This window comes from Spongiactinospora sp. TRM90649, assembly GCF_029382225.1.
In the GTDB taxonomy this organism is placed as follows: domain Bacteria; phylum Actinomycetota; class Actinomycetes; order Streptosporangiales; family Streptosporangiaceae; genus Spongiactinospora.
Map to the genome: position 1 here is coordinate 19,303 of NZ_JARLTC010000004.1, position 22,225 is coordinate 41,527.

General features: G+C 70.3%; 21 protein-coding genes. 3 read left to right on the forward strand and 18 right to left on the reverse strand.

The features are described from left to right. Nucleotides 1-59: 59 nt before the first annotated feature. From P3X83_RS05055 to P3X83_RS05110, 12 genes are all read right to left on the reverse strand, one after another. The gene (locus P3X83_RS05055; protein ID WP_277303672.1) at nt 60-863 is read right to left on the reverse strand and encodes an RNA methyltransferase; all 804 of its coding nucleotides are present in this window, start codon (nt 861-863) and stop codon (nt 60-62) included. A gap of 131 nt (nt 864-994) precedes the next feature. Then, nucleotides 995-1,375: a 50S ribosomal protein L20 gene (rplT, locus tag P3X83_RS05060; protein WP_277303673.1), complete on the reverse strand. Its 381-nt coding sequence runs from the start codon at nt 1,373-1,375 to the stop codon at nt 995-997. A 26-nt stretch (nt 1,376-1,401) separates the two neighbouring features. Continuing rightward, nucleotides 1,402-1,596 carry a 50S ribosomal protein L35 gene (gene rpmI / locus P3X83_RS05065; RefSeq protein ID WP_111167197.1) on the reverse strand — a complete coding sequence of 65 codons (195 nt, stop codon included), beginning with the start codon at nt 1,594-1,596 and terminating at the stop codon, nt 1,402-1,404. A gap of 131 nt (nt 1,597-1,727) precedes the next feature. After that, nucleotides 1,728-2,321, reverse strand: a complete 594-nt coding sequence (infC, locus tag P3X83_RS05070; protein ID WP_277303740.1) for a translation initiation factor IF-3 — start codon at nt 2,319-2,321, stop codon at nt 1,728-1,730. A gap of 285 nt (nt 2,322-2,606) precedes the next feature. Further along, complete coding sequence (locus P3X83_RS05075) at nt 2,607-3,449, reverse strand: shikimate dehydrogenase (protein WP_277303674.1); 843 nt, start codon at nt 3,447-3,449, stop codon at nt 2,607-2,609. Next, nucleotides 3,446-4,597, reverse strand: coding sequence for an endolytic transglycosylase MltG (gene mltG / locus P3X83_RS05080; protein WP_277303675.1), 1,152 nt, complete (start codon nt 4,595-4,597; stop codon nt 3,446-3,448). The genes P3X83_RS05075 and mltG overlap by 4 nt, the downstream gene beginning before the upstream one ends. Before the next feature lie 391 nt (nt 4,598-4,988). Beyond that, on the reverse strand, nt 4,989-5,462 hold the full coding sequence (ruvX, locus tag P3X83_RS05085) for a Holliday junction resolvase RuvX (protein WP_277303676.1): 474 nt from the start codon (nt 5,460-5,462) through the stop codon (nt 4,989-4,991). Between the two features lie 94 nt (nt 5,463-5,556). Further along, a complete protein-coding gene (gene alaS, locus P3X83_RS05090; RefSeq protein ID WP_277303677.1) occupies nt 5,557-8,229 on the reverse strand; it encodes an alanine--tRNA ligase in 2,673 nt (890 codons plus the stop codon). 1 nt (nt 8,230) lies between these two features. After that, the gene (locus tag P3X83_RS05095) at nt 8,231-8,491 is read right to left on the reverse strand and encodes a hypothetical protein (RefSeq protein WP_277303678.1); all 261 of its coding nucleotides are present in this window, start codon (nt 8,489-8,491) and stop codon (nt 8,231-8,233) included. Next, complete coding sequence (locus P3X83_RS05100; protein ID WP_277303679.1) at nt 8,488-8,877, reverse strand: DUF948 domain-containing protein; 390 nt, start codon at nt 8,875-8,877, stop codon at nt 8,488-8,490. The genes P3X83_RS05095 and P3X83_RS05100 overlap by 4 nt, the downstream gene beginning before the upstream one ends. 115 nt (nt 8,878-8,992) lie before the next feature. Next, nucleotides 8,993-10,309 carry a replication-associated recombination protein A gene (locus P3X83_RS05105; RefSeq protein WP_277303680.1) on the reverse strand — a complete coding sequence of 439 codons (1,317 nt, stop codon included), beginning with the start codon at nt 10,307-10,309 and terminating at the stop codon, nt 8,993-8,995. A 28-nt stretch (nt 10,310-10,337) separates the two neighbouring features. Next, a complete protein-coding gene (locus P3X83_RS05110; RefSeq protein ID WP_277303681.1) occupies nt 10,338-10,799 on the reverse strand; it encodes a DUF2231 domain-containing protein in 462 nt (153 codons plus the stop codon). Between the two features lie 224 nt (nt 10,800-11,023). Between P3X83_RS05110 and P3X83_RS05115 the strand changes: the two genes are divergently transcribed. Beyond that, nucleotides 11,024-11,938, forward strand: a complete 915-nt coding sequence (locus P3X83_RS05115; RefSeq protein WP_277303682.1) for a peptidylprolyl isomerase — start codon at nt 11,024-11,026, stop codon at nt 11,936-11,938. A 71-nt stretch (nt 11,939-12,009) separates the two neighbouring features. Here the strand turns inward: P3X83_RS05115 and aspS are convergent, their stop codons facing one another. The 3 genes from aspS to P3X83_RS05130 are packed head-to-tail and all read right to left on the reverse strand — an operon-like array spanning nt 12,010 to nt 15,704. Next, nucleotides 12,010-13,761 carry an aspartate--tRNA ligase gene (gene aspS / locus P3X83_RS05120; protein WP_277303683.1) on the reverse strand — a complete coding sequence of 584 codons (1,752 nt, stop codon included), beginning with the start codon at nt 13,759-13,761 and terminating at the stop codon, nt 12,010-12,012. Further along, nucleotides 13,758-15,023, reverse strand: a complete 1,266-nt coding sequence (gene hisS / locus P3X83_RS05125; RefSeq protein WP_277303684.1) for a histidine--tRNA ligase — start codon at nt 15,021-15,023, stop codon at nt 13,758-13,760. Before hisS ends, aspS begins: the two co-directional genes overlap by 4 nt. Then, a complete protein-coding gene (locus P3X83_RS05130) occupies nt 15,024-15,704 on the reverse strand; it encodes an MBL fold metallo-hydrolase (protein WP_277303685.1) in 681 nt (226 codons plus the stop codon). Nucleotides 15,705-15,855: 151 nt separating this feature from the next. Here P3X83_RS05130 and P3X83_RS05135 point away from each other — a divergent pair, with 151 nt between their 5' ends. Then, nucleotides 15,856-16,680, forward strand: a complete 825-nt coding sequence (locus tag P3X83_RS05135; protein WP_277303686.1) for a peptidylprolyl isomerase — start codon at nt 15,856-15,858, stop codon at nt 16,678-16,680. A gap of 43 nt (nt 16,681-16,723) precedes the next feature. Then, nucleotides 16,724-17,953, forward strand: coding sequence for a DUF349 domain-containing protein (locus tag P3X83_RS05140; RefSeq protein ID WP_277303687.1), 1,230 nt, complete (start codon nt 16,724-16,726; stop codon nt 17,951-17,953). A gap of 190 nt (nt 17,954-18,143) precedes the next feature. Here the strand turns inward: P3X83_RS05140 and P3X83_RS05145 are convergent, their stop codons facing one another. From P3X83_RS05145 to secF, 3 genes are all read right to left on the reverse strand, one after another. Next, on the reverse strand, nt 18,144-20,330 hold the full coding sequence (locus tag P3X83_RS05145; protein WP_277303688.1) for a bifunctional (p)ppGpp synthetase/guanosine-3',5'-bis(diphosphate) 3'-pyrophosphohydrolase: 2,187 nt from the start codon (nt 20,328-20,330) through the stop codon (nt 18,144-18,146). A 242-nt stretch (nt 20,331-20,572) separates the two neighbouring features. After that, nucleotides 20,573-21,097: an adenine phosphoribosyltransferase gene (locus P3X83_RS05150; protein ID WP_277303741.1), complete on the reverse strand. Its 525-nt coding sequence runs from the start codon at nt 21,095-21,097 to the stop codon at nt 20,573-20,575. A gap of 83 nt (nt 21,098-21,180) precedes the next feature. Then, on the reverse strand, nt 21,181-22,224 hold the full coding sequence (gene secF, locus P3X83_RS05155) for a protein translocase subunit SecF (RefSeq protein WP_277303689.1): 1,044 nt from the start codon (nt 22,222-22,224) through the stop codon (nt 21,181-21,183). Nucleotide 22,225 lies beyond the last annotated feature (1 nt).

The window sequence follows — 22,225 nt, forward strand, 5'->3', positions numbered from 1 at the left end:
ACCCCGCCTCCTCGACCTACAAGGCGACAATAGCGGGTTTCCCGGCCCCTACGGCAGCCTCACTTTTCCCTCTGAGCCCGGGCAGATGCGTACAAACACACCGCTGCGGCGGTCGCGAGATTGAGGCTTTCCGCCTTTCCGTAGATAGGAACGCGGACCACCTCGTCCGCCGATCGGAGAATCTCCTCGGGAAGCCCCCACGCCTCATTGCCGAAAACCCATGCGGTGGGGCCCGAAAGGTCCACGTCGTCGAGCGTGCGTTCGCCGCTGCCGTCCGCGGCGAGCACGGTGAGGCCGCGCTCGCGCAGATGCCCCACGGCCCGCGCCACCGGCTCCCCCATCGCCACCGGGAGGTGGAACAGGCTCCCCGCGCTGGCTCGCACGCACTTGCCGTTGTAGGGGTCGACCGAGGCGTCGGTGAACACCACCGCGTCGGCTCCTGCCGCGTCGGCCGTGCGCAGCACGGTGCCCGCGTTGCCGGGGTCGCGCACGTGGGCCAGCACGGCGACCAGCCGGGTGTCGGCGCCCACGGCCTCGGCCAGCGGCACGTGCAGCAGCCTGCAGACCGCCAGCACTCCCTGCGGGGTCACGGTCTGGGCCAGCTCGGCCATGACCTCACCGCTGACCGGGTGGACGGGCACACCGGCGCGCGCCGCCTCCGTCACGATCTCGGCGTGCCGGGACTCGGCCTCCGCCGTGGCGTACAGCTCGACGGTGACGCCCTCCAGCCGCAGCGCCTCGCGAACCGCCTGCGGGCCCTCCGCGAGGAAGGCGCGGTCGCGTTCGCGGAAGGCGCGTTTGGCCAGGCGCCTGGCCGCCTTCACCTTCGGCGACCTGATGTTGGTCAGTTCCGGCCTGGCCATCGTGCTCCCCTGGAACGAAACAGCGTGCTGAGCACGCCTGCAAAAAAGAAACGCCGTGACCACATGGTCGCGGGATCCTCAGACGATCAGGATCCGCGCGGACCGCGCGATCACGGCGGGCGGTGACGCTGTCAGGCGACCGGCGCGTTGACGTCGGCCGGCAGCGCCTTCCTGGCGGCCTCGACCAGGGTGGAGAACGTGGCGGCGTCGGTGACGGCCAGATCCGCGAGGATCTTGCGGTCGACCTCGATCCCGGCCAGCTTCAGACCCTGGATGAACCGGTTGTAGGTGATGCCGTTCTGCCGGGCCGCGGCGTTGATCCGCTGGATCCACAGCCGCCGGAACTGACCCTTGCGATCCTTGCGGTCGCGGTAGGCGTAGGTCATCGAGTGGAGCATCTGCTCCTTGGCCTTGCGGTACAGGCGCGACCGCTGGCCACGGTAACCACTCGCCCGTTCGAGAACGACCCGGCGCTTCTTCTTGGCGTTGAGCGCCCGCTTCACGCGTGCCATGGCTATCTATCTCCCCGGGGATTCGCTTACTTGGCGAGCAGCTTCTTGATCTTCTTGGTGTCCGCGGCGGACATGACCACATCAGGAGCGAGGCGGCGGGTCAGGGTGGACGGCTTGTGCTCGTTGTAGTGCGCACGGTTGGCCCGGCGACGGATGATCTTTCCGGATCCGGTCATCCGGAACCGCTTCTTGGCACCACTGTGCGTCTTCATCTTCGGCATGGCAGCCGTCTCTCCCTCGTTCCTCGTGCCGTTGCCCCGGGCCGGTTACCCGAGTCAAGGGCATGCCTGACATCGAGACCGTATCGGTCTCGGCTTGGCCCATGGCCGGGGGCCTGCCGGATTACCGGCGGCTAACCCTCGTCAACGGCCTCGGTCGCCGTGTCGTCGTCGCGCCGGGCTTTGGCCGCCGCCTTCTCGGCCTTGGCCTCGGCCTTCTTCTTGTGCGGACCGATCACCATGATCATGTTACGGCCGTCCTGCTTCGGCTGCGACTCGACGAAGCCCAGCTCCGTCACGTCTTCGGCCAGCCGCCGCAGCAGCCGGGAGCCGAGCTCGGGCCGGGACTGCTCACGGCCCCTGAACATGATCGTGACCTTGACCTTGTCCCCGGCTTTGAGGAAGCGCACGACGTGACCCTTCTTGGTCTCGTAGTCGTGCGGGTCGATCTTCGGCCGGAGCTTGATCTCCTTGATGATCGTGTGCGCCTGGTTGCGACGCGCCTCGCGCGCCTTCATCGCGGACTCGTACTTGAACTTTCCGTAGTCCATGAGCTTGCACACAGGCGGCCGAGCGGTTGCCGCGACCTCCACCAGATCCAGGTCGGCCTCCTGGGCCAGCTTCAGCGCATCGTGGATGGAGACGATGCCGACCTGCTCACCGTTGGGACCGACGAGGCGAACCTCGGGGACGCGGATACGCTCGTTGATGCGGGGTTCGGCGCTGATGGGACCTCCTAGGTTTACGATCCTCGGCCGCCTCCACAGGCGACCGCCACGTGCTCGATCGTGCCGGGGTCCAGGTCGCGTCGCCGACGACGCAAAATGCCCCGCACGTCGCGCATGCGGGGCCACCGGGCCCTTTCGAGCCCTCCGGAGCAGATATCCGGTGTGATCCTTGACCCGCCGGCCTTTCGGCCGATCAGGTGGGAGGAAGACCTCCGCTTGCGCATCCGGCAGGCACGCCGGACCGATCGAGTACTTACGTTACCACAACACGGCAGGCACGCTGAATCATCCCGCCGTACGCCGGGCCAGCTCCGCCTCGCCCGCCGCACGCATCGCCTCGACCGGGACGTCGGCCCGGCCGGTCATCAGCTCGACCTGGCGCACGGCCTGGTGCAGCAGCATGGCGAACCCGCTCACGACGGTGCCGCCCCCGGCGGCCACCGCGCCCGCGAGCACCGTGGGCCAGGGCGAGTAGACCACGTCGAGCAGCGCGGGCACCCCGGCCAGCTCGCCGGCCAGCGGATCGGCCGCGCCGGAGGGCAGCGTGCTGATCACCAGCTCCGCGTCCACCGCGACGGAGAGCTTGTCGAAGGAGAGGACCGACAGCGCCATGCCCAGCCGTTCGGCCACCTGGATCGTCTCGCCCGCCCTGGCGGGGTCGCGCGCCACCAGGGTGGCCGCGCCCAGCCCGAGGTCGCGCAGCGCGGCCAGCGCCGAGGCCGCCGTGGCGCCGCCGCCCAGGATCGCCGCAGAGGCCGGCACGTGCACCCCGGACTCGATGAGCGCGGCCACGATGCCGTACACGTCGGTGTTGTCACCGTGCCTGCGCCCGTCGCGCAGCACCACCGTGTTCGCCCCGCCCACCTCCGCGGTCAGGTCGGTCGCGGTGTCGAGCAGCGGCAGCACGGCTCGCTTGAGCGGCATGGTCAGCGACAGCCCGGCCCACTCCGGGCCGAGGCCGGCCAGCAGCGCGGGCAGGGCGCCCTCGTCGCACTCGACGGCGTCGTAGCGCCAGCCGGTCAGGCCGAGCGCCTCATAGGCCGCGCGGTGCAGCACGGGTGAGAGCGAGTGCGCGATCGGGGAGCCGAGCACGGCGGCCCGCGCGGCGGGGGGTCCCGGTGTCGTCATCCGCCCTTGTAGTTCCGTTCGAACTCGGCCTTGAACTGCAGGAACTCGTCATAGCTCGCGGTGTACTTGGTGATGCCCCGCTTGGGGTCGGTCGCCACGAAGTACAGCCAGGGGCCGTCGGCGGGGTTGAGCGTGGCCTCGATGGCGTGGTCGCCGGGGTTGCTGATCGGGCCCGGCGGCAGCCCGAGGTGCCGGTAGGTGTTGTACGGCGACTCGCTCTCCGTCTCGGCCATCGTGGCCATGATGCCGTACTTGTTCAGGGCGTACATGACGGTGCTGTCCATCTGCAGCTTCATCGGCGGCTTCTGGTTGAGCCGGTTGTAGATCACCCGGGCGATCTTCGGCATGTCGGCCGCGTTGCCCGCCTCGGCCTGGACGATGCTGGCGATGGTGAGCAACTGGTGCTGGGTGAGCTTCAGGTCCTTGGCGCCCTCGGCCATCCTGGCCTGTTCGGAGGCGGTGTTGTACCGGTCGACCATGGCCGAGAGGATCTCCGACGGGGTCATCTTGGGGGTGATCTCGTAGGTCGCCGGGAAGGCGTAGCCCTCCAGGCGTCCCTTGGCCGCCCTCGGCAGTTCCAGGCCCTTGGCCGCCGTCTGGAAGTCCTTCTCCGGCAGCTTCGTCTGCGCGGCCAGCTCCTTGATGATCTGGGAGACCCGCAGCCCCTCCCGGATGGTGACCTTGGCCAGCAGCCGCTTGGCCGGGTCGAGCAGGACCACGGCGTCCTTGGCCGCCATCCGCTTGCGCATCTTGTACTCGCCGGGCTGGAGCGAGGCGCTCTTGCCCGCGGCGTCCACCGCGTTGGTGAACGCGCGGGCGCTGGCCACCACGCCCTGCTTCTCCAGCAGGTCGGCGATCTCGGCCGCGCTGGCGCCCTGGCGTACCTCCACCACGATCTCGCCGCTGCCCTGGCCGGTGAAGTCGTCGGGGACCATGGCGTCGCGCAGCCAGTGATAGCCGTAGTAGCCGCCGCCGCCGAAGATGCCCGCCAGGATGATGATGGCGAGCATCGGCGCGAGGAACCCGCCTCGGTTGCGCCTGCGCCTGCGTCGCCGCCCGCGCTTGCCGCGCCCCGATGACCGGCCACGACGCGGCCGGTCATCGCCGTCGTCGGTGCCGAGCAGGAAGTCCATGTCGAGATCGTTCATAGATGCGCTGGCCAATCTCCCGTTACGGGCGGCCCGAAGTCAAGCGAATCCGCCGAACCGGTAGCGGACGCGAGCCGGCCCGTGAGGGCGCTCGGCCCGGCGATTCCGCTCGGCCGCCCCGATGGGATTGGGGGTATCCCTCGGGACATCAGGATGTCCCAAAGCATGTCGGCTCTACCCGGTATCTCACGAACTCGCTCTCTATGTCAGGGAATTTCGCGATTCTATGCTGCGGTCGGCGGGAACCGGACCCGGGCCGAGCGCCCTTGACCGGGTTTGCGGCCGTCACGATTGTGCCTTCCCCCGGAAATTTCCCGCAGGAACCGGCGATAGTCCATGGTTCGGAAAAGTGTTATGGACCACGGGTCTCACCCACGGCCGACAGGAAGCGTCAATTCGGGCCGCCCCCGGCGTCCGGGTCAACGGCCCTGCCGGGCGGGCGCCCGGTGTTGCGCTCGGAGTCGAGCGCGGCCTGCAGCAGCACCACGGCCGCGACCTGGTCGACCACGTCACGCTGGTTCCTGGCCCGCACCCCGCTCGCGCGCAGCCCCTGCTGCGCGGACACGGTGGTGAGCCGCTCGTCCAACAGCCGCACCGGCACGGGGGCCAGCCGTACGGCCAGCCGCCGCGCGAACCCCACCGCCAGCTCGGCGGCCTTGCCCTGCTGCCCGGACAGCGAGGTCGGCAACCCAACCACGACCTCGATGACCTCGTACTCGGCCGCGATCGCGGCGAGGCGGGCCAGGTCGTCCTTGCCCCTGCGCACGGTCTCGACCGGGACGGCCAGCATTCCGGACGGATCACTGCGCGCCACGCCGACCCGCACCGACCCCACGTCGACGCCGAGCCGCACGCCCCGCCTCACCGGGCGCTCCCGGCGCGAACCCCCACACCGGCGGCCCGGCCGGCCGCGCATCCCACCGAGCCGCCCCCGCGGCTCATCACGTGGCGCGATTCGCTCACGCGAGCCGCTGGGACACCGCGGCCTGTACGGCGCGCAGCGCGTCATCAATGGACTCCGGGCGTGCCCCCCCGCCCTGAGCCACGTCGTCCTTGCCGCCGCCGCCGCCGCCGAGCTCCTTGGCCGCGACGCCGACCAGGCGTCCCGCCGAGAGCCCGCGCGCGCGGCCCGGCTCGTTCACCGCGGCGACCACCACCGGCCGCTCGGCGGGCACGCCCGCGACCACCACGACGGCGCCCCGCTCTGCGTGGATCCGGCCCCGCACGTCGAGCGCGAGCTTGCGCAGATCGTCGGCCGAGGTGCCGTCGGGCGCGCGGTGCGTCACCACGGACACGCCGCCGACGTCGGCGGCCCCGGCGGCCAGCTCTCCTGCGACCGCGAGGACCTGCGCCGAGCGCAGCCGCTCAAGCTCCTTCTCCGCGGCTCGCAGCCGGGCGACGATGCCCTCGACCCGCTCGGGCAGCTCCTCCCTGCGGGTCTTGAGCTGCTCGCTGAGCTGGGCCACCAGCACGCTCTCGCGGGCCAGGAAGCGGAAGGCGTCGAGGCCGACCAGGGCCTCGACCCGCCGCACGCCGGCTCCGATGGACGACTCGCCGAGCACCTTGACCAGGCCCAGATGCCCGGAGCTGGCCACGTGGGTGCCGCCGCACAGCTCGCGGGAGTAGTCGCCCACCTCCACGATGCGGACCTCGTCGCCGTACTTCTCGCCGAACAGCGCCAGCGCGCCCATCGCGCGCGCCTCGCTCTGCGTGGTGTAGAACGCGTTGACCGCGAGGTCGTTGATCAGGACCGCGTTGACCTCGTCCTCGACGTCGCGCAGCACGCTCGGCGGCACGGCCCCGGCGGCGGTGAAGTCGAAGCGGAAGCGTCCAGGGGAGTTCTCCGAGCCGGCCTGCGCGGCGGACTCGCCGAGCGCGTTGCGGAAGCCCCGGTGCACCAGGTGGGTCGCGGTGTGGCTGCGGGAGATCGCCCGGCGGCGCTCGACGTCGATCTCGGCCTGCGCGGAGTCGCCCACCCGGACCTCGCCGGTGCGGACCTTGCCCCGGTGGACGGTCAGCCCGGCCAGCGGCGACTGCACGTCGACGATGTCGATCTCGGCGCCGTCGGTGCGGATGACGCCCTGGTCGGCGAGCTGGCCGCCGCCCTCGGCGTAGAACGGCGTGCGGTTGAGCACGAGCTCGACGGTCGTGCCCGCGCCCGCCGCGGGGACCGAGGCCCCGTCGATCATGATGCCGAGGATCTCGCCCTCGGCCGCGGCGGCGTCGTAGCCGAGGAACTCGACCCGGCCCGCGCGCTCCAGAAGGTGGCCCAGCACCGAGATGTCGGCGTTGCCGGTCTTCTTGGCGGCGGCGTCGGCCTTGGCGCGCTCGCGCTGCTCGCGCATGAGCCCGCGGAAGCCCTCCTCGTCGACCCGCAGGCCCTGCTCGGCGGCCATCTCCAGGGTGAGGTCGATCGGGAAGCCGTAGGTGTCGTGGAGCTGGAACGCCTGCGCGCCCGCGAGGACCTCGCCGCCCTTGCGCTTGGTCTCCTCCACGGCCACGTCGAAGATCGCGGTGCCGGTGCGCAGGGTGCCCAGGAAGGAGGCCTCCTCGGCGTCGATCACGCCGTGGATCTGCGGGGCGTCGGCCTTCAGCTCGGCGTACTGGCGGCCCATCACGTCGATGGCGACGGCGGTCAGCTCGTGCATGTAGCGCTCGTCGCCGGAGCCGAGCAGCCGCAGGTTGCGGATGGAGCGGCGCAGGATGCGGCGCAGGACGTAGCCCCGGCCCTCGTTGCCCGGGATCACGCCGTCGGCCACGAGCATGACGCCGGTGCGGACGTGGTCGGCCACGACGCGCAGGCTGACGTCGGCGCGGGGGTCGCGCCCGTAGCGGGTGCGGGTCAGGTCGGCCGCGCGGTCGAGGATCTTGTAGGTGGTGTCGATCTCGTAGATGTTGTCGACGCCCTGCAGGATCGCCGCCATGCGCTCCAGGCCCATGCCGGTGTCGATGTTCTTGGCCGGCAGCTCGCCCTGGATGTCGAAGTCGACCTTGGTGCGGACCTCGGAGAGCTGCGACTGCATGAAGACGAGGTTCCAGACCTCCAGGTAGCGGCTCTCGTCGACGACCGGGCCGCCCTCACGGCCGTACTCGGCGCCGCGGTCGTAGTAGATCTCGGAGCAGGGGCCGCCGGGGCCGGGCACGCCCATGTGCCAGTAGTTGTCGGCGAGCCCGCGACGCTGGATGCGCTCCACCGGCACGCCGACCTTGTTGTGCCACAGGTCGGCGGCCTCGTCGTCGTCTTCGTAGACGGTGACCCAGAGCCGCTCCTCGGGGAAGCCGAACCCGCCGTCGGACTCGGTCCGGGTCAGCAGCTCCCAGGCGAACGGGATGGCCCCGTCCTTGAAGTAGTCGCCGAAGGAGAAGTTGCCGAGCATCTGGAAGAAGGTGGCGTGCCGGGTGGTCTTGCCCACCTCGTCGATGTCGGGCGTGCGCACGCACTTCTGCGAGGTCGTCAGCCGGTCGGCCGGGGGCTTGCGCTGGCCGAGGAAGTAGGGCTTGAACGGCACCATGCCGGCGTTGACGAGGAGCAACGTGGGGTCTTCGGCGACCAGGCTCGCCGAGGGCACGATGGTGTGCCCGCGCTCCTCGAAGAAGCGCAGGAAGCGGCGGGCGATCTCTGCCGACTCCATCTCAGCGGCCGTCCTTCACATAGTGGTTTGTAGTGATATTTCCGTCGAAAGTGTCGAGGCCGTACTCGGCCCGCAGCTCCGACTCGCGTTTCGCCGCGGCCTCCAGCGCCTCGTCCGCGAACTCGCGGACCCCGGCCAGCAGGCCCGTCATCCGGCCCACCGCGCGGTTGGCCAGGTGGTCGGGCTGCAACGCGCGCAACCTGCGCATCACCCAGACCGCGGCGAACGCGCCGAGCGAGATGTAGAAGAGCCGGCGGATCATCGGCGCCGCCCCGCGGTACGGGGCCGCCGATGGGGATCGCGGCGCGCGGAGGCGGCCCGGCGCACGCCGTGGCCGAACGCGGAGACCTTGATGAGGGGGCCGGTGACCAGCGTGGAGGCGATGGCCGAGAGCCTGGCCAGGTGACCGCTGACCTGCTTGACGTCGAGGGCGATGACGTCGAGGGCGGCGAGCTGGCGGTTGGCCTCGCCCACCGTGACGTTGACGTCGTCGAGCAGCGGCACGACCCGCTCGCCCAGTTCGGCGACCATCTTGGTGGTCTCGGTCAGCAGCCGGGCGACCTTGACGAGCACCATGGCGAGGAAGCAGACCAGGATCGCCCAGAACATGGCGACGATCAGGCCCGCGACCTGTCCCGCGGTAAGCATGTGCGGCTCAATCCCCTCGTTGGTTACCCGGCTGACGGCGAGTGGAATGGGAAGACCCTATCGTGCCCGCGCCGCGGACCGTGGCTCGTCAGTCGATGGTACGGCTCCGGCCGCCTCACCCCGGACCGCCACCCCGCAGGAAGTCGCGGATCCTGGCCCACCGGTCGGCGTACCCGGCCTCGGCCCCGTGCCTGGTGGGCTCGTAGTAACGGCGGTCGCGCAACTCGGCCGGGGCGTAGTCCTGGCGGACCAGCCCGTGCTCGTGGTCGTGCGGGTACTTGTAGCCCTCGCCGTGGCCGAGCTTCTTGGCGCCCGGGTAGTGGGAGTCGCGCAGGTGACCTGGCACCTGGCCGATCGCGCCCCGCGAGACGTCGCCGCACGCCGCCCCGATCGCCTTGATCACCGCGTTCGACTTGGGCGCCAGCGCGCAGTGGATCACGGCCTGGGCCAGGTTGAGGCGGCCCTCGGGCAGGCCGATGAACTCGACCGCCTGCGCGGCGGCCACCGCCACCTGCAGGCAGGTCGGGTCGGCCATGCCGACGTCCTCCGAGGCGAAGATCACGATGCGCCGGGCGATGAAGCGGGGGTCCTCCCCCGCCTCGACCATGCGCGCCAGGTAGTGCAGCGCCGCGTCGGCGTCGGAGCCGCGCATCGACTTGATGAAGGCGCTGACGACGTCGTAGTGCTGGTCGCCCTGGCGGTCGTAGCGCACGGCGGCCTTGTCGACCGCGCGCTCGACGACCTCCACGGTGATCTCGTCTTCGAGGAGGGCGGCGGCCTCCAGGTAGGTCAGCGAGCGGCGGGCGTCGCCGCCGGCCAGCCGTACGAGCTGGTCGAGGGCCTCGGGCGCGAGGCGCGCCCGGCCGCCGAGCCCGCGCTCGTCGGTCACGGCCCGCTCAAGGACGGCCGCCACGTCGTCGTCGGACAGCGACTCCAGGGTGAGCAGCAGCGAGCGGGACAGCAGCGGCGAGATCACCGAGAAGAACGGATTCTCGGTGGTGGCGCCGATGAAGGTCACCCAGCGGTTCTCGACGGCGGGCAGCAGCGCGTCCTGCTGGGCCTTGTTGAAGCGGTGCACCTCATCGACGAACAGGACGGTCTGGCGGCCGGTCATGCCCAGCTCGCGGCGTGCCGAGTCGATGGCGGCGCGGACGTCCTTGACGCCCGCCGACACCGCCGAGACCTCGACGAAGCGGCGCTTGGTGACCCCTGCCACGACGTAGGCCAGGGTGGTCTTGCCGGTGCCCGGCGGCCCCCACAGGAAGAGCGACATGGGCGCCTCGCTCTCCACGAGCCGGCGCAGCGGAGTGCCGGGACCGAGGAGATGGCGCTGGCCGAGCACCTCGTCGAGGGAGCGGGGCCGCATGCGCACGGCGAGCGGCTCCTGCCCGCGATGCGCGTCCTCGGCGGCCGAATCGAACAGACTCTCCACTATCCAGACACTACAGGTGCGGGCGGGGTCATCGGGTCCCCCAGACGGCGATCGCACCCGTGTGACCGGCGCGGATCACGTAGAAGCCGACGGCCAGGGCGAGCAGCACGGTCACGCCGGAGAGAACCGCCGACAGGGTCTTGCCGAGCCTGGGCCCGGCGAAGACCATCAGGAGCCCGGCCACGCCCAGACCGACGGTGGTCCACAGCAGCGGCCCGGCGAACCCCTCGTGGTCGCCGATGGGACCGGCCATCTGCGCGGGCGGCCCATCGGGGAACAGCTGCGCCTTGAGCGCGATGCCGCTCTGCCTGGCGGCGAAGACGGCCGCGGGGGCGGCGACCGACAGCCCCGCGACCGCCCAGCCGAGCCGGGTCCGCCAGCCCGGCAGGAGGGCGTAGGCGATCGAGGCCAGTACGGCGAGCGGTGCGAGCACCACCGCCCCGTGGACGATCAGCGGGTGGGCGGGAAGACCGAGGATCTGTTCGAACATGCGCTGCTCCAGGTGCGAGCGGCGAGCACGGTGTGTGCGCCGTGGTGTACAAGCGGTTCCAATGGAATACGGTCGTGGACCCTACGCCGGTTCCCCGTGGCGATCACCTCTTCGTATCTCTCCGGTCACATCCGGCAATTCACATCACTTACGTGTTTCACATCCCACTGCCGGTACGATTCGCCGAGTCGAAAGCACGGCAATCGATCCTGGAGGAATCAGCGGTGAGCGGCGACGACCGCCAGAGCGAACTGGCGCAGCAGCACAAGGAGCGGCAGGCGCAACGTGCCGCCGACGAGCGCAGGAGCGCGTCCAGGGCGAAGCGGAACGTCACCGTCGGGGCGGGGATCGGAATCGTCGTCGTGATCGGCGGCATCGTGGCCGCGACCACGCTGCTCGGCGGAGGCGACGACAAGGACCCGGCCAACGCCGCGGCCGCGACGCCCGGCGCGTCGGCCTCGTCCTCCCCGGCGGTGTCCCCCTCGATCTCGACCTCGGCCGCCCCGGCCAAGCCGGGCGAGTGCGCCTACCGTGACGACGACTCCGGCAGCCCGGCCAAGGACGTCGGCCGGCCCCCCGCCAAGCCCAACCTGGGCTGGAAGACCATGACGCTGGCGACCAACCGCGGCGACATCGTCATCGACCTGGCCACCCAGAAGGCGCCGTGCACGGTCAACTCCTTCGCCTACCTGGCCAAGAAGAACTTCTTCGACGGCACCCGCTGCCACCGCCTGGCCATGCCGGAGGCCACCGGCCTGGCGATGCTGCAGTGCGGTGACCCGCTGGCCAAGGGCGACGGCAAGAGCAAGACCGACGGGCAGGGCAGCAGCGGCTACCTGTTCAACGACGAGAACCTGCGCGGGATGTCCTACACGCGCGGCACGGTGTTCATGGCCCAGGCGGCGGAGGCGGCCAACTCCAACGGCAGCCAGTTCGCGATCTCCTTCGGCGACGACACCACCGCGCTGGACTCGGAGGCGGCGTACACGCCGTTCGGCAAGGTCAGCAAGGGCATCGAGATCCTAGACGAGGTCGCCAAGGGCGGGTTCATCAAGAACGAGGGCGACGTGAACGACACCGGCGGCGCGCACGCGCCCAAGCTCTCGGTGATCATCAAGGACGTCAGCCTGGCCAAGTGAGCGTGCCACGGCCGCCGTCCCCCTCGGGGGGGACGGCGGCCGTGTTCGTTGTCACGGACCCGTCACGGGGATCAGGCGGTGCCGGGAGCCTCCGGCTCGCGCGGCTTGGCGTCCACGCCGGCCTCCTTGCGCTGCTCGGCGGTGATCGGGGTGGGCGCCGCGGTGAGCGGGTCGAACCCGGACGCCGTCTTGGGGAAGGCGATCACGTCGCGGATGGACTCGCCACCGGCGAGCAGCATGCAGACGCGGTCCCAGCCGTAGGCGATGCCGCCGTGCGGCGGCGGGCCGTACTTGAACGCCTCCAGCAGCCAGCCGAACTTGCTCTCGGCCTCCTCCTTGGAGATGCCCAGCACCTCGAAGACCCGCTGCTGCATCTCGGCGCGGTGGATACGGATGGAGCCGCCGCCGATCTCCATGCCGTTGCAGACCATGTCGTAGGCGTAGGCCAGGGCCTCGCCCGGGTGGTCCTGGAAGGTGTCGGCCCACTCGGGCTTGGGACCGGTGAACGGGTGGTGCACCGCGGTCCAGCCGCCCTCGCCGTCCTCCTCGAACATCGGCGCGTCCACGATCCACAGGAACGACCAGGCCGACTCGTCGATCAGGCCGCCGCGCCTGCCGATCTCCAGCCGGGCAGCGCCGAGCAGCTCGCGGGAGTCGCGCGGCTTGCCCGCGGCGAAGAACACCGCGTCGCCGGGGGACGCCCCGGTGGCCTCCGCCAGCCCGGCCAGCTCGGCCTCTGAGAGGTTCTTGGCGACCGGGCCGCCGAGCGTGCCGTCCTGCTGCACCAGCACGTAGGCCAGGCCCCTGGCGCCGCGCGCCTTGGCCCAGTCCTGCCAGCCGTCCAGTTCCCTGCGGGTCTGCCCGGCGCCGCCGGGCATGACCACCGCGCCGACGTAGGGCGCCTGGAAGACCCGGAACGCGGTGCCCGCGAAGTAGCCGGTCATGTCCACCAGTTCGCAGCCGAAGCGCAGGTCGGGCTTGTCGGAGCCGTACCTGGCCATGGCGTCGGCGTAGGTGACACGGGGCAGCGGGAGGGGCAGCTCGTAGCCGCGCAGCTCCTTCCACAGCCGGCCGATCAGCGCCTCGCCGACGGCGATGACGTCGTCCTGGTCGACGAACGACATCTCGATGTCGATCTGGGTGAACTCCGGCTGCCGGTCGGCGCGCAGGTCTTCGTCGCGGAAGCACTTGGCGAGCTGGTAGTAGCGCTCCAGGCCGGAGACCATGAGGAGCTGCTTGAAGAGCTGCGGCGACTGCGGCAGCGCGTACCAGTGACCCGGCTGGAGGCGCACCGGCACCAGGAAGTCGCGCGCGCCCTCCGGCGTGGAGCGGGTCAGCGCGGGGGTCTCGACGTAGACGAAGCCCTGCTCGTCGAGCACCTGGTTGGCAAGGTAGGTGGCCTTGGAGCGGGTGCGGATCGCCTCGGCCACCTGCGGGCGGCGGATGTCGAGGTAGCGGTACTTCAGGCGGGCCTCCTCCGAGACCCCCGTGCTGCCCTCGATGGGGAAGGGCAGCGGCGCCGCCTCGCTGAGCACGCTCACCTCGTCGGCCACCACCTCGATCTCCCCGGTGGGCAGATCGGGGTTCTCGTTGCCCTCCGGCCGCACGCGCACCTCGCCGACGACCCGCAGGCAGTACTCGGACCGCAGGTCGTGGGCGAGGTCGTCCTCGCGGAACACCACCTGGGCCGAGCCCGAGGCGTCGCGCAGGTCGATGAAGACGACCCCGCCGTGGTCGCGGCGACGGGCCACCCAGCCGGCCAGCGTCACCTGCCGGCCAGCGTGCTCCTTACGGAGCGAACCGGCCGTATGCGTGCGGATCACTGAATCTTCCCTTTCAAGGCTTCGACGACCTGGGCCAGTGGCACCTCGGTCTGCTCTGCGGTGGTCAGGTCCTTCATCTGGACGGCCTGCGCCGCCAGGTCACGCTCGCCCAGGATGAGCGCGACGCTCGCCCCGGACCGGTCGGCGCCCTTCATCGCGCCCTTGAGCCCCTTGCCGCCGAACGCCATGTCGGCGACGAACCCGGCGGCCCGGATCTCGGCGAGGAGCAGGAACATCCGGCGGCGGGCCTCCTCGCCCAGCGGCACGCCGTACACCTGGACGGGCGTGCCGGTGGCGGGATCCTCGCCGAACAGCCCCTCGGCCTCCATCGCCAGCACCGTGCGGTCGACGCCGATGGCCCAGCCCACGCTCGGCAGCGGCGGGCCGCCGATCATCTCACTCAGCCCGTCGTAGCGGCCTCCGCCGCCCACGGCCGACTGCGACCCCAGGCCGCCGTGCACGAACTCGAACGTGGTGCGCGTGTAGTAGTCGAGGCCGCGCACCAGCCGGGGGTCGTCGGTGTAGGCGACGCCGGAGGCGGTCAGCAGCGAGCGGACGTCCTCGTGGTAGGCCTTGCACGCCTGGCAGAGGTGGTCGGTGACCAGCGGCACGCCGGTGAGCCGAGCCTGGACCTCGGGCCGTGAGTCGTCGAGCACGCGCAGCGGGTTGATCTCGATGCGCTGCCTGGTCGCCTCGTCGAGGTCGAGGCCGCGCAGGAAGCCCTGCAGGGCGGCCCGGTAGGCCGGGCGGCACTCCTTGCAGCCCAGCGTGTTGAGCAGCAGCGTGATGCCGCCGAGGCCCAGTGCGGCGTATCCCTGGACGCCGAGCGAGATGACCTCGGCGTCGAGCACCGGGTCCTCGGCTCCGAGGGCCTCGATGCCGACCTGGGAGAAGTGGCGGTACCGGCCCCGCTGGGCGCGCTCGTAGCGGAAGTTGTTGCCGGAGTACCACAGCTTCACGGGGAGCCTGCCGTTGTGCAGGCCGTGCTGCAGCACCGCGCGCACGACCGGGGCGGTGCCCTCGGGGCGCAGCGTGATGGACCGGCCGCCCTTGTCCTGGAAGGTGTACATCTCCTTGGACACGATGTCGGTGGACTCGCCCACGCCCCGGGCGAACAGCGCGGTGTCCTCGAAGGTCGGCGTCTCGATGTAGCCGTAGCCGGCGCGTCTTGCGGGCTCGGCCATCGCCTCGCGGACCCGCAGCGCGCGCTCGGAGCGCGGGGGCAGCCAGTCGAAGGTGCCCTTCGGCGATTGGAAAGTCATTCAGATCCCCCTGGTGGGACCGGCCTGCGGCGCGGCCTCCGCCAGATACGGATTGGTCGCGCGCTCCTGGCCGATCGTGGTCTGTGGCCCGTGACCGGGCAGTACCACCGTCTCGTCGGGCAACGGCAGGCACTTGACGGCGAGGCTGCGCAGGATCGCCGGGTAGTCGCCGCCCGGGAGGTCGCTGCGTCCGATGGAGCCCTGGAACAACAGGTCACCGGAGAACATGACCTGCTCGTCGGCCATCCGGAAGCACACCGAGCCCCAGGTGTGGCCCGGGGTGTGATCGACGGTGATCCGCATTCCCGCGATCTCCATCACCGCGCCGTCGGACAGTTCGCGAACGTCGTCGGGCTCACTGAGCGTGATGCCGCCGAATATCTGCGTCGCGGTGGCCGAGAATCCCTTTGCCGGGTCGCTCAGCAGTGAGCGGTCCTCGGGATGGATCCAGGCCGGGATGTCGCGGGCCCCGCAGACCGGCGCCACCGACCAGACGTGGTCGAGGTGGCCGTGGGTGAGCAGCACCGCGACCGGCTTGAGCCGGTGTTCGCGCAGCATGTCGTCGAGTCCGGCGACGGCGTCCTGGCCAGGGTCGATGACCACGCACTCCTCGCCGGCGGCGGGAGCGGCGACGTAGCAGTTGGCCTGCAAGGCCCCTGTGGGAAAGCCGGCGATCAGCATCTGCCTCAGTTGATCTCGTCAAGAATGCGGATGGGAATGTAACCGAAGGGTACCGGTGCCGGTCGCCGGGCTGCGAACCATTAGGCGTTGGCCGATACGATTCGCCCACCTCAGTTAGTTCATCGGCTTGACACTCGAAGGGTGGACGGCAGTGGCAACCGGCAAGGAGCGCCAGCGGCAGCTCGCGCGCGAGCACTACGAGCGCCAGATGCAGCGGCGGATAGAGCGCCAGGCGAAGACCAAGCGCAACGCGGTCATCGGATCGACGATCGGTGTCGTTGTGGTCATCGGAGGTGTGGTGGCCGCCGTCACCCTGTTGGGCGGGAACGACTCCCAGCCACAGGCGGCCAGCAGCAGTCCCGCGGCCAAGCCGGTGGACCCGACCAAGGTGACGTGCTCTTATCCCGAGGAGAGCAAGGGAGAGGTCAAGAAGGTCGGCGTCCCGCCGTCCAAGCCCGACCTCTCCGCCACCCAAATGACCATGAACACCAGCCAGGGCGACATCGTCATCGACCTGCAGCCGCTGAAGGCCCCCTGCACGGTCAACTCCTTCGCGTTCCTGGCGAGCAAGGACTACTTCGACGGCAGCAGTTGCCACCGCCTCGTCAACCCCGACGGCGGCGGGCTGGCCATCCTGCAGTGCGGCGACCCGCTCGCCAAGGCCGACGGCAAGGGCGTCAAGGACGGCCAGGGTGGCCCCGGCTACAGCTTCGCGGACGAGAACCTGGGCGGCATGCCGTACGGCAGGGGCGTGGTGGCCATGGCCAACAGCGGCCCCAACACCAACGGCAGCCAGTTCTTCCTCATCTTCGGCGACGAGACCAAGCAACTGCCCCCGCAGTACACGCCATTCGGTACCGTCAGCAAGGGAATCGACATCCTCGACAAGGTGTCCAAAGGTGGGTTCTTGGCGGACAACACCGCCCCGAAGGTGAAAGTCCAAATCAAAGACGTGACAATCTCTGGCAAGAGCTGACGTAATAGCCACATAGGTCAGGGACTAACAAGTGGAGGACACGGTGAGCACCGACCCGTGGGGCCGGGTAGACGACGACGGCACCGTCTACGTGCGTACGGCTGAGGGAGAGCGAGCCGTCGGGTCCTGGCAGGCCGGTGAGCCAGAAGAGGCGCTGGCCTATTTCCATCGCAAGTACGAGGAACTGGCCACGCAGGTGGAGCTGCTGGAACAGCGGCTGCGCGGCACCGACCTGCCCCCCGCGCAGGCCGAGGCCGGAATCGTCAAACTGCGCGAGGCCATCACCGGCGCCCATGCCGTGGGCGACCTGGACGCCCTGCTGGACCGCCTCGCCACCCTGACCGACCTGGTCGCCAAGCGTCGTGAGGAGGTCAAGGCCGCGCGCGACCAGGCCCGCGTGGAGGCGAGGGGCGTCAAGGAGCGCATCGTCGCCGAGGCCGAGCGGATCGCCAGCGAGACCAGCCACTGGAAGTCCGGCGGGGAACGGCTGCGCCAGCTCGTCGAGGAGTGGAAGGCCGCCGACCGCATCGACCGGGTCACCGAGGCCGCCCTGTGGAAGCGCCTGTCCTCGGCGCGGACGGCGTTCGCCAAGCGCCGCAAGGTGTACTTCGCCGGCCTGGAGGAGCAGCGCGAGGGCGTGCGGGCCGAGAAGGACCGCATCGTCGCCGAGGCCGAGGCGCTGGCCGCCTCCACCGACTGGGGCGCGACGGCCTCGGCCTACCGCGAGCTGATGCGCCAGTGGAAGGCCGCGGGAAGGGCGTCCAGGGAGGTCGAGGAGGAGCTGTGGGCGCGCTTCAAGGGCGCCCAGGACCAGTTCTTCCAGGCCCGCTCCGCGGTGTTCGCCGAGCGTGACGCCTCCCTGCGGGAGAACGCCGACGGCAAGGAGCAGCTCCTGGCAGAGGCGGAGAAGATCCTGCCGGTGACCGACGCCCGGAGCGCGCGTGGCGCGCTGCGCCACATCCTGGAGCGCTGGGAGGCGCTCGGCCCGGTCCCCCGCGACCAGCGCGACCGTCTCGAAGGCGGGCTGCGCCGGGTGGACGAGGCGGTGCGCAAGGCCGAGGAGTCGGAGTGGAAGCGCTCCAACCCCGAGGCGCGCGCCCGCGCGCAGGACACCGTCAACCAGTTGCGCCGGTCCATCGAGCAGCTTGAGGCCCGCCTCTCCCAGGCGCGGGCCACAGGCAGGGAGAAGGACGTCAAGGAGCACGAGGAGGCCCTCACCGCGCGCAGGTCGTGGCTGGAGGAGGCCGAGCGCACGCTCAGCGAGTTCTCCTGATCCCATTTCCCCAGATCGACCCGGCACCCGAGGTGCGGCGCCTCCGCTCCTCGGGTGCACCGGGTCGATGGAGAAAAGGGTCCAGAACGGGCCCTATAGCCCCTTGTGGCGATTTGCGGGGTTCGGCTGGCAGGGGCCAGTGCCGGTGGCGCACCGCCCGCCGTACGGGCCCTCTCGGGGGCGCGACGGGTCAGTTGTTCACGCGGTAGACGTCGTAGACACCCTGAATGTTCCGCACGCCCTTGAGCACGTGGCCCAGGTGCTTGGGATCGCCCATCTCGAAGGTGAACCGGCTGACCGCCACCCGGTCGCGGGAGGTGGCGACCGACGCCGACAGGATGTTGACGTGGTGGTCGGACAGCGTGCGGGTGACGTCGGAAAGCAGGCGCGGCCGGTCGAGCGCCTCGACCTGGATGGCCACCAGGAAGACCGAGTCGTCGCCGGGTGACCAGCTCACGTCGACCAGGCGGTCTTCCTCGGTGCGCAACTGCTCGGCGTTGGGACAGTTGACCCGGTGCACCGAGACGCCGTGGCCCCGCGTGACGAAGCCCAGGATCTCGTCTCCCGGCACCGGCGTGCAGCAGCGCGACAGCCGCACCCAGACGTCCTGGTCTCCGGCGACCACGACGCCGGCGTTGGCCCCCGTGCGGGGACGGCCGCGCAGGCGGGTCGGGACGGCGGCCTCGGCGATGTCCTCTTCGGCGCTGTCCACGCCTCCGATGGACTCGACCAGCTTGCCCACCACCGACTGGGCCGAGACGTGCCCCTCGCCGACGGCCGCGTACAGCGCGGAGACGTCGGGGTAGCGCATGTCGCGGGCCAGCGCCAGCAGCGCCTCGCCGGACATCAGCCGCTGCAGCGGCAGGCCCTGCTTGCGCATGGCGCGGCCGATGGCCTCCTTGCCCGCCTCGATCGCGGTCTCGCGGCGCTCCTTGGAGAACCACTGCCGGATCTTGTTGCGGGCCCGCCCGCTCTTGACGAACTTCAGCCAGTCGCGCGACGGCCCGGCGTCCTGCGACTTGGAGGTGAAGATCTCCACCGTGTCGCCGTTGCCGAGCCGCGACTCCAGCGGCACCAGGCGGCCGTTGACCCGCGCGCCGATGCAGCGGTGGCCCACCTCGGTATGCACGGCGTAGGCGAAGTCGACCGGCGTCGCCCCCTCGGGCAGCGCGATGACCTGGCCGCGCGGGGTGAAGACGTAGACCTCCGACACCGACAGGTCGAAGCGCAGCGACTCCAGGAACTCGCCCGGGTCGGAGGTCTCCTTCTGCCAGTCCAGGAGCTGACGCAGCCACGCCATGTCGCTGCCGGGCTTGACCTTCGCCCCGGCGGGACCGGTGGCGTTGGTCTCCTCCTTGTACTTCCAGTGCGCGGCCACGCCGTACTCGGCCCGGTGGTGCATGGCGTGGGTGCGGATCTGCAGCTCGACCGTCTTGCCCTCGGGCCCGATCACCGTGGTGTGCAGCGACTGGTACATGTTGAACTTGGGCATCGCGATGTAGTCCTTGAAACGCCCGGGCACCGGGTTCCACCGGGCGTGGATCGTTCCGAGGGCGGCATAGCAGTCGCGCACCGTGTCGACCAGGACTCTGATGCCCACCAGGTCGTAGATGTCGTCGAAGGCGACGTCGCGGGCGATCATCTTCTGGTAGATCGAGTAGTAGTGCTTGGGACGGCCCTTGACCGTGGCGCGGATCTTGGCGTCGCGCAGGTCGGCGGCGACCTTCTCGATCACCTCCTGCAGGAACAGGTCGCGGCGCGGCGCCCGCTCGGAGACCATCCGGGCGATCTCGTCGTAGCGCTTGGGGTAGAGCAGCGCGAACGCGAGGTCCTCCAGCTCCCACTTGATGGTGTTCATGCCCAGGCGGTGGGCCAGCGGGGCGAAGATCTCCAGCGTCTCGCGGGACTTCTGCTCGCGCTTGTGCGGCGGCAGGTAACGCATGGTGCGCATGTTGTGCAGGCGGTCGGCCAGCTTGATGACCAGGACGCGGATGTCGCGCGACATCGCGACCACCATCTTGCGCACGGTCTCGGCCTGGGCCGCGTCGCCGAACTTGACCTTGTCCAGCTTGGTGACGCCGTCGACCAGCAGCGCCACGTTGTCGCCGAAGTCACGGCGCAGCTCGTCCAGGCTGTAGGCGGTGTCCTCGACGGTGTCGTGCAGCAGGGCGGCGCAGAGGGTCTCGTCGTCGGTGCCCAGCTCGGCCAGGATGGTCGCGACGGCCAGGGGATGGGTGATGTACGGGTCGCCGCTCTTGCGCTTCTGGTCGCGGTGATGGTGGGCCGCCACCTCGTAGGCACGCTCGATGAGGCGCAGATCGGCCTTCGGGTGCGTCGCCTTCACCGTGCGGAACAGCGGTTCGAGCACAGGGTTCATGGCCCCACCCCCAAAGCGCGAGAGCCGGCCGCGCCGGGGCGTCGCGGCGCGTTCAGCGGCGGGCGCGGGCCCGCCCGCGCCCGGACCTCCCGGACCGGCCGGTGAGACGGCGGGCCCGGGGGCCTCACCGCCTGGGGTCGTCTCTGACGCCACCACGTCGCGGGGCACGCAGACTCCTCACGTTCGAGTCCAGATCCCTCAGTGTATCCACGTGGTTCACCGAGGTGGCGTCCCCCGGGGGATCAGACGATCACAAGAGAGCGCAGGTCGAGGTCCGCGAGCCGCTCACGGCCGGAGAGAAAGGCCAGCTCCATGAGCACCGCGGCGCCTACGACCTCGGCTCCGGCCTCCTTGACCAGGTCCGCCGTCGCCCGTGCGGTGCCGCCTGTGGCGAGCACGTCGTCGACGATCAGGACCCGGTCTCCAGGGTCGAAGGCGTCACGATGCACTTCGACCACTGCGGAGCCGTACTCCAGATCGTAGGACTTCTCCAGGGTTCCAGCGGGAAGTTTGCCCTTTTTCCGGACGGGCACGAAGCCGGCGCCCGCCCGATAGGCGACCGGGGCGGCCAGGATGAAGCCCCGCGCCTCGATCCCGACCACCTTGTCCACACCCGCGCACAGCCCGGCCAGCTCGTCCACCACGGCGGAGAACGCCTCGTGGTCGGCGAGCAGCGGCGTGATGTCCTTGAACACCACCCCCGGCCGCGGATAGTCGGGGACATCGCGGATCCGCCGCAGGATCAGCTCGATCAGCTCGCTCATCATCGGCCCGTCGTTCTCGGAGGGATGGTCGGGCAACGGTACGCGCCCCCGCCCCGGGGACAGCGGGCGGGGGCGCGTACCGTGCGTTACTTCTTGCGCCGCTTGGTGGCGGTGGCGCCGTTGGCGGCGGCCACCGGCTCGCGGGTTTCGGCGTCGGACGGTTCCTTGCCGGGGCCCCGGGACGCCAGCCGCCTGGCGAGCTGCTGGTACTTCGGCTCCCGCTCCTTCAGCGTGACCAGCAGCGGGGTGGCCACGCACAGCGAGGAGTAGGTACCGACGAGCATGCCGACGAACAGGGCCAGGGAGAGGTCCTTCAGGGTGCCCGCGCCGAGCAGCGTGGTGCCGATGAACAGGATCGCCGCGACCGGCAGGATCGCCACCAGGGTGGTGTTCAGCGACCGGATCAGCGTGTGGTTCAGCGCGTTGTTGGCGGCCTGCGAGTAGGTCATCTTGGAGCCCGTGCCGAGCTTCGCGGTGACCTCCTTGATCATGTCGAACACCACGACCGCGTCGTAGAGCGAATAGCCCAGGATCGTCAGGAAGCCCAGGACGGTCGCCGGGGTCACCTCGAAGTCGGTCCAGGCGTAGACGCCCGCGGTGATGATCAGGTCGTGGAACAGCGCGACGATCGCGGCCAGGGCCATCTTCCATTCGAAGGCCATGGTCAGATACAAGATGATCGCCAGCATGAACACGCCGAGACCGATCAGCGCCTTCTCGGAGACCTGACCTCCCCAGGACGCGCCGATGAGATCGACGTCGACCTGGTTCTGCGGGAGCTTGTACTCCGTGGCGATGGCCTTCTGGAGCTGGGTGCCCTGGCTCTCGGTCAGCGTCTCGGTGGTGACCCGCCAGCGGTCGCCGGCCGTCTGCGGGATGGCCTGGTGCACCTGCTGCTTGGTGAAGGTGTCACGGACCTGCTCGATGCTCGCCGTGGGCGCCTTGAAGGAGAACACCGAACCGCCGGTGAACTCCACCCCCAGGTTGAGGCCGTTGATGATCAGGCCCGCGATGGACACCAGCAGCAGGCCGGCCGACAGGGAGTACCAGAGCCTCTGCTTGCCGACGAAGTCGACGTTGATCTCGCCTCGGTAGAGGCGACGAGCGAGCCCGGAACCGAATCCAGCCATG

Coding starts and splice junctions, on each gene's coding strand:
- P3X83_RS05095 (WP_277303678.1), bottom strand. CDS start 8,491: ATGATCCGCCGGCTCTTCTACATCTCGCTCGGCGCGTTCGCCGCGGTC.
- rpmI (WP_111167197.1), bottom strand. CDS start 1,596: ATGCCGAAGATGAAGACGCACAGTGGTGCCAAGAAGCGGTTCCGGATG.
- P3X83_RS05075 (WP_277303674.1), bottom strand. CDS start 3,449: ATGACGACACCGGGACCCCCCGCCGCGCGGGCCGCCGTGCTCGGCTCC.
- P3X83_RS05100 (WP_277303679.1), bottom strand. CDS start 8,877: ATGCTTACCGCGGGACAGGTCGCGGGCCTGATCGTCGCCATGTTCTGG.
- mltG (WP_277303675.1), bottom strand. CDS start 4,597: ATGAACGATCTCGACATGGACTTCCTGCTCGGCACCGACGACGGCGAT.
- P3X83_RS05130 (WP_277303685.1), bottom strand. CDS start 15,704: ATGCTGATCGCCGGCTTTCCCACAGGGGCCTTGCAGGCCAACTGCTAC.
- P3X83_RS05110 (WP_277303681.1), bottom strand. CDS start 10,799: ATGTTCGAACAGATCCTCGGTCTTCCCGCCCACCCGCTGATCGTCCAC.
- secF (WP_277303689.1), bottom strand. CDS start 22,224: ATGGCTGGATTCGGTTCCGGGCTCGCTCGTCGCCTCTACCGAGGCGAG.
- rplT (WP_277303673.1), bottom strand. CDS start 1,375: ATGGCACGCGTGAAGCGGGCGCTCAACGCCAAGAAGAAGCGCCGGGTC.
- P3X83_RS05145 (WP_277303688.1), bottom strand. CDS start 20,330: ATGAACCCTGTGCTCGAACCGCTGTTCCGCACGGTGAAGGCGACGCAC.
- hisS (WP_277303684.1), bottom strand. CDS start 15,023: ATGACTTTCCAATCGCCGAAGGGCACCTTCGACTGGCTGCCCCCGCGC.
- alaS (WP_277303677.1), bottom strand. CDS start 8,229: ATGGAGTCGGCAGAGATCGCCCGCCGCTTCCTGCGCTTCTTCGAGGAG.
- P3X83_RS05055 (WP_277303672.1), bottom strand. CDS start 863: ATGGCCAGGCCGGAACTGACCAACATCAGGTCGCCGAAGGTGAAGGCG.
- P3X83_RS05150 (WP_277303741.1), bottom strand. CDS start 21,097: ATGATGAGCGAGCTGATCGAGCTGATCCTGCGGCGGATCCGCGATGTC.